At 43.0% G+C, this 5,427-nt stretch carries 12 protein-coding genes; 5 read left to right on the forward strand and 7 right to left on the reverse strand.

The window, feature by feature from the left end:
- Nucleotides 1-223: 223 nt before the first annotated feature.
- The 3 genes from GVY04_05825 to GVY04_05835 all read left to right on the forward strand — a co-directional run bounded on the left by GVY04_05825 (nucleotide 224) and on the right by GVY04_05835 (nucleotide 2,008).
- A complete protein-coding gene (locus GVY04_05825) occupies nucleotides 224-1,381 on the forward strand; it encodes a hypothetical protein (protein NBD15667.1) in 1,158 nt (385 codons plus the stop codon).
- Nucleotides 1,382-1,448: 67 nt separating this feature from the next.
- The gene (locus tag GVY04_05830) at nucleotides 1,449-1,679 is read left to right on the forward strand and encodes a DUF1902 domain-containing protein (GenBank protein ID NBD15668.1); all 231 of its coding nucleotides are present in this window, start codon (nucleotides 1,449-1,451) and stop codon (nucleotides 1,677-1,679) included.
- Nucleotides 1,679-2,008, forward strand: coding sequence for an addiction module toxin, HicA family (locus GVY04_05835; protein ID NBD15669.1), 330 nt, complete (start codon nucleotides 1,679-1,681; stop codon nucleotides 2,006-2,008). The genes GVY04_05830 and GVY04_05835 overlap by 1 nt, the downstream gene beginning before the upstream one ends.
- 105 nt (nucleotides 2,009-2,113) lie before the next feature.
- Here GVY04_05835 and GVY04_05840 read toward each other — a convergent pair whose 3' ends face one another.
- Nucleotides 2,114-2,383, reverse strand: a complete 270-nt coding sequence (locus GVY04_05840) for a hypothetical protein (GenBank protein ID NBD15670.1) — start codon at nucleotides 2,381-2,383, stop codon at nucleotides 2,114-2,116.
- Between the two features lie 87 nt (nucleotides 2,384-2,470).
- On the opposite strand from GVY04_05840, the gene GVY04_05845 reads away from it, so the two are divergent.
- Nucleotides 2,471-2,746, forward strand: a complete 276-nt coding sequence (locus tag GVY04_05845; protein ID NBD15671.1) for a hypothetical protein — start codon at nucleotides 2,471-2,473, stop codon at nucleotides 2,744-2,746.
- Nucleotides 2,730-3,005, forward strand: coding sequence for an AT hook motif protein (locus GVY04_05850; GenBank protein NBD15672.1), 276 nt, complete (start codon nucleotides 2,730-2,732; stop codon nucleotides 3,003-3,005). Before GVY04_05845 ends, GVY04_05850 begins: the two co-directional genes overlap by 17 nt.
- Nucleotides 3,006-3,123: 118 nt before the next feature.
- Here the strand turns inward: GVY04_05850 and GVY04_05855 are convergent, their stop codons facing one another.
- The 6 genes from GVY04_05855 to GVY04_05880 form a co-directional block, all read right to left on the reverse strand.
- Nucleotides 3,124-3,441 (reverse strand): hypothetical protein, encoded by a 318-nt coding sequence (locus GVY04_05855; protein ID NBD15673.1) that lies wholly within the window; start codon nucleotides 3,439-3,441, stop codon nucleotides 3,124-3,126.
- Complete coding sequence (locus tag GVY04_05860) at nucleotides 3,420-3,938, reverse strand: PIN domain-containing protein (GenBank protein ID NBD15674.1); 519 nt, start codon at nucleotides 3,936-3,938, stop codon at nucleotides 3,420-3,422. The genes GVY04_05855 and GVY04_05860 overlap by 22 nt, the downstream gene beginning before the upstream one ends.
- Nucleotides 3,939-3,957: 19 nt before the next feature.
- A complete protein-coding gene (locus GVY04_05865) occupies nucleotides 3,958-4,191 on the reverse strand; it encodes a hypothetical protein (protein ID NBD15675.1) in 234 nt (77 codons plus the stop codon).
- Nucleotides 4,192-4,326: 135 nt separating this feature from the next.
- A complete protein-coding gene (locus GVY04_05870) occupies nucleotides 4,327-4,527 on the reverse strand; it encodes a hypothetical protein (GenBank protein NBD15676.1) in 201 nt (66 codons plus the stop codon).
- Complete coding sequence (locus GVY04_05875; GenBank protein NBD15677.1) at nucleotides 4,517-4,999, reverse strand: PIN domain-containing protein; 483 nt, start codon at nucleotides 4,997-4,999, stop codon at nucleotides 4,517-4,519. The genes GVY04_05870 and GVY04_05875 overlap by 11 nt, the downstream gene beginning before the upstream one ends.
- Nucleotides 5,000-5,180: 181 nt before the next feature.
- A partial coding sequence (locus tag GVY04_05880) for a hypothetical protein (protein ID NBD15678.1) occupies nucleotides 5,181-5,427 on the reverse strand: 247 nt, incomplete at its 5' end.

Below are 5,427 nucleotides of genomic sequence, written 5' to 3' on the forward strand. Positions count from 1 at the left end.
TTCAATGACCCCCACCTACTTCGTGAGGTGGGGGAGTGGGGAGAGATCACCTTCCCGTAGCTGCGAATAGAGCCATGAGCGGTTAACGAGTAAACACTTCCAGATGTTTCTCTAGTTTGGATTAGATGTAAGGGGGCGGAATCTCGTCCAACTGGGTTAGTCCAGGACACAGCGTTAACCGTGGCGTAAGAGACATAAACCTGATTCGGAGGGATTTTCTCCTATGAACCGAATTCCCGTAGTTTCCAAAGACGGGCAACCACTGATGCCAACCAAGCCCAGTCGAGCTCGTAAATGGGTAGAGTCAGGTCGTGCCGTTGGCAAGTGGAGCGATTTGGGCCTGTACTACGTTCAGTTGCTAGAAGAACCATCAGGAACTGAAACTCAACCCGTCGTGGCTGGACTAGACCCAGGAAAATCCTATTCAGGGGTTGGGGTACAGTCGGCAAAATGCACACTGCTCCAGTTACATCTCATTTTGCCATTTGGCAGGGTACGAACCCGAATGGATCAACGTCGCTTATTGCGTCGTAGTCGTCGTTCCCGACGCATTAATCGGGATGTGCCCTTCAAACTGAGAAATCATCGCCAAAAGCGGTTCAATAATCGCAGAGGCAAAAAGCTAGCCCCCTCTATTCGAGCATCCAGACAACTGGAAATTCGAGTGGTGAAGGAGATTGCCACCATTTACCCCATAACCGCCATTGGCTACGAGAAAGTAAGGGCTGATGTAGATCTGACCAGTGGGCGCAAGGGTGCGCGTTCTGGTAAGGGCTTTTCTCCCGTGATGATTGGACAGCAATTTTGTATCTCAGAATTAGAAAAGATAGCTCCGGTTTATGTGCGTGAGGGCTGGCAGAAAGACGGCAACGGCACTTCTCAGCTTCGCACTGCATTAGGACTAGTGAAGGACAAGGAAAATAAGTCTGAAGCCAAGCCCGAAACCCATTCTGTTGACGGTGTTGCTTTGGCGTGCGGTTATTTCATTCAATTTCGGCGTTTTCACAGTTCTCGTGGTCACGGTAAAACTTGGAAGGGTAAGGTAACTATAACCAATTCTCAGTTTCGTATCATCACTCGCCCTGGGGCTCTCAAGCGTGGCAAGGAGTACGGCGTATTTCGTCGCCAGCTTCACTTTGAGGTTCCAAGCAAAAACGGAGTTAGGAAGCGCAAAGGCGGAACCATTACCCCTTGGGGCTTTAGGGTGGGTGACTTAGTTCGTGCTACTAAAGGTAAAACCGAGTCGATCGGCTACATTGGAGGCTACAGCGAAGTCAATAAAGTTGTGTCGCTGTATGACTGGCAATGGAAGCGAATCGGGCAGTTTTCGGTGTCAAAAACAACGCTAATCAGGAGGTCAAATGGCTTCTGTGTAGCCTAAGAAGATGTGAGTCTCAACCGCACGAGCGGTATCGACTCACCCGCTTTCCTCCCCCACCTGTCCCGAGGTGGGGGAGTCCCACGGATACTTTGTTGAAAAGTTACCAGAAGGAGTGTATTTGGCTACATCCAGTGATATTCCTGGTTTAGTTGCTCAAGGGCGTACAGTAACTGAAACCATTGAAATTGCTCGTGATGTGGCGAAGAAATTATTAGAAGCTCAAGCTGAATCTCAAAATAGTGATCAGCTAACTCCTGTAACAGATACTTTGGAATACCCGCTAATTGTAGGAATTTAATGGGGCGACTTGCAGGGTTTAAATATCGACAGGTGGTCAAAAAATTAAAGAAATTAGGCTTTCAATTTAACCGTCAAAGATTACGCCTCCTTAAACCGCGGAATGCGGTGCCGCTTTCCAACTGGAATTCGATTCCAGTTGGGTCGGCACAGAAGGCGCCTGCTTTGACCGTTGGTCAAGCAGCAGGCAGTCACGAAATTTGGTATAACCCAAAAGCAAATACTTATACAACAATTCCTAACCATGGTGGGGATTTGCCAGAAGGAACATTACGAGCCATCTTGAAGCAAGCACAAGTTGATCCAGAGCAATTTTTAAATACTCGTTAAGTTGCTTCAGTAGCGGGCTCACCAATCATTCGCACCACTAACTCTGAGAATTGCCGTCTCAGCTGACGGACATAAATGGGATCAACATTTTCATCGAATAGATATTTAAAAGGCATTGGCGGAAGAAACTGCCGATTGATCTTCCTTCAATTGCTGCAACCTTAATCGTGCTGGTGATGGATTTTGACGTTGTTGTTCTCTCATTTCTTCACCGTTCTCAATCCACTGAAAGATTAACGTGATTACAAAAAGCAATCTCAAGCGCAAGTAGGGAGGGAAAAGGGAAAGCGCGATCATAGCAAGTAAAGATGATAGTAGCCAGAGGCGCGATCGCGAAGCACGAGAAGATTTGGAATGAGGGGAAGGCGCAATCAAGAATAACCTCAAAAGACTAAGCGATCTGTTGCCAATTGCTTAATCCTTGTACAATAACAAAGAATTAATTTTCAGTATATACTAGAAATGAAGTTTGAATGGGATGAGAACAAAGCGAAATCTAATGTTGTTAAGCATGGTATTACCTTCTTAGAGGCAGTAACGATTTTTGCTGATCCTTACCTGTTATTTACAGAAGACTCTCAGCACTCTCAACAAGAAGAAAGAGAATGGGCAATTGGAGAAACAGAGAAAGGTTCACTAATCGTTGCTGTATTTACAATTCGTGACGAAAAAATTAGGATTATAAGTGCGAGGAAAGCAACTAAAAGCGAGCGAAACCAATATGAACAAGGAATCTGAATTTCCCTTTGAAAGGGCAAGACGCGTTACCTCACAAGAACATGAACAATTTAAGGAAGCAATTTCATCTCAATTTGGAATTAACTTAAAAAATAGAGGACGACCCCCTAAAAATCAAGAGGAAAAATATGAGCCAATTTCAATTAGAATCCATCCCAAAGTGCTGGCTTGGGTAAAAGAAGAAGCAAACAAGAGAGGGATTGGCTATCAAACTATTATCAATGAAATTTTGTTACAGCAAATTTGTGAAGAGGTTTAAGGCTTATCCTTTTTGGGAGGCGCGATGTAGCTCTCGCTACTTGCCTATAGCAATTGGTTTTTGGAGATGAGGGAAGGCGCGATTTATTCCTTTGTTTAGTTTAACTTGATTGAACGAGTTATTTTTGGAGGACTCGATTTACGCTTGGCGTTACTGCCAGAGGCAATCGAGTTTTCAGATTAGGGGCGGGATAATCAACAATCAGGTTGCAAATTGTCGAACCTCTAATTGGGTTCCCTGCGCGATCGCTTTGTAGATGAAGAGAGGGAAAGCGCGATCGTAGCAAGTAAAGATGATGGTAGTCAGAGGCGCGATCGCTGTTTTGGGGATGGGAGAGAGAGCGTGATCGCTGTTTGGGGATGGAAGGGAAGCGCGATCGGGTGTTGGAGGGCGCGATCGGGTTAAAGAACTGAACTAGGAACAGGGATGTAGCCAATTAGCAGCTAGAAAAGGATGAACAATATTTATTTCATGGTCGGGAGCTTTATAAACTGCCCATTTTTGTTCCTGTATAATTTCAACATCAGTGTCGAGAAAATCTTTAATGTTAGCAGTAACTAAAAAATCACACTGACTTGCTATTGCTGTCTCCAAAACTTGAGCATCTTCAATGTCGCCTAAACGCAAGACACCACCGCCTAAAATGAGCCGAGGGTTAGGGTAAGCATACTGCTCAATTAAACCAACATAATGATTCGTAAGCTCTGCTGATAAATTGAAATCACGCTTCAACACTAAACGTAATCGTTTCAGCATCGGAAAAGAAATAATAAGGCGGAGCGAGAAGTTGAACCCTTCCCAAACGCAGTTTCCTTCTCTAACTAGCTTAACTAGCTTCTGGCTAGCTGTATTTTGTTTTCCTTTTTTGTCAGCGAGGAGAGCAGCACACCAGATATTAAGGTCTAAACAAATTCGTAAAACGTACTCAGACAAATCAATTTATGTTGAAGATTTATTGGGTAATTTCTACGGCTCTATCTAAAATATCTTTTTCATCATCAAGGGGTTCAAGATGTTGAATATCCATCTCTTTAACGAGAGAATTATGAGTTTTTTCATAATCTTTGTCTAGTTTAGGTTTAGCATAAGACAAAGCAGTCAGATACTCAGTATCTTCTTTTCTTATCGTTTTGCGTTTTTGCTTTAGTAACTGTAGTTTTTTTGCCAGTGCGTTAGTGGACATCATAAGTTCTTATCAACTTACTTGGTCAGTATTTATTTTATCTTAACCTCTGAGTTCGCTCTTGTGAAAATCGTAGCAAGTAAAGATGATAGTAATCAGAGGCGCGATCGGAGTAGATTATGGGAATGAAGAGCGTGATTATTTTGGCTCATTGGAAACTTGTTCCATTTCTTCCCAAACTTCCATTAAAGACTTATTATCCAGCCATTGGCGACGTTCTTTTGTATAATCCCCTTGACCAGAACGAAAATGTTGAAGGAAACGTATCGTATCAGTTGCACCTAGAGACCCGATTAAAGCACTATAACCTTCTCGAAGGATTTCTTCTTTAGTTTTGATCATTATTTTGCTCCCTTTGAATAACTTGACTTAACCATTGTGCAGGGTTATCAACTGCAACCTGAATTTTTTGAGTATATCTTCTTGCTTTCTTAATTAATCGATCATCCGTACTTAAAAATACATCAGCTTTACTGCTTTCTGCACTAGCCAAATGAAACGCATCATAGGCTCTAAATCCCATTTCTTGAAATTGGAAAGCTCTCTGATAAAGTTGATTATTATGAGTTACTTGGATCGTAGCAATTTCCAAGATTTTTTGAAGTGCCTGTAACTTCTCTAAATCACGAATCTGATTCAACTCAGCCTTGAGAGCTGTACTATTAATGAGCTGCCATTGTCCCAGTTCACATTCTTGCAAAATTATCATTACTGCTTCTGCTTCTAGATAAATTCGCGTTTGTCTTAAATCATCAAAAGGGCGGTTAAAACAGCAGGCATCTAAGTAAATTTTATAATTAGGAGATGGCATCTTTAAAAGAAGGAGTCATCTGGTCTCAATCGCTTCTAAGCCTCTTCAATATCAATATTCATTAATAATTTTACTGCAATTGGGTTGGTAAGAGGTAAAGGCGCGATGCGCCGCCGGCACCGACTTGCGCGATCGCAATTATTAAGATAGATGAGCTTAGTAGGAAGCGCAATCTCAACAATCAGGCTGCAAATTGTCGAACTTCTAACTGTGTTCCCTGCGCGATGTCGCGAGAGCGACTTGCCTTCGGGAATCGGTTTGTAGATGAAGAGAGAGGAAAGCGCGATCGTAGCAAGTAAAGATGATAGTAGTCAGAGGCGCGATCGCGAAGCACGAGAAGTAGCCTAATCGGGATGAGGGAAAGGAAAGCGCGATCAAGTAAACTGGGAATCAGAATAATGAGCCACTGATCGATCAAAATGTCAAAA

It is taken from the genome of Cyanobacteria bacterium GSL.Bin1 (assembly GCA_009909085.1).
Classification (GTDB): Bacteria; Cyanobacteriota; Cyanobacteriia; order Cyanobacteriales; family Rubidibacteraceae; genus Halothece.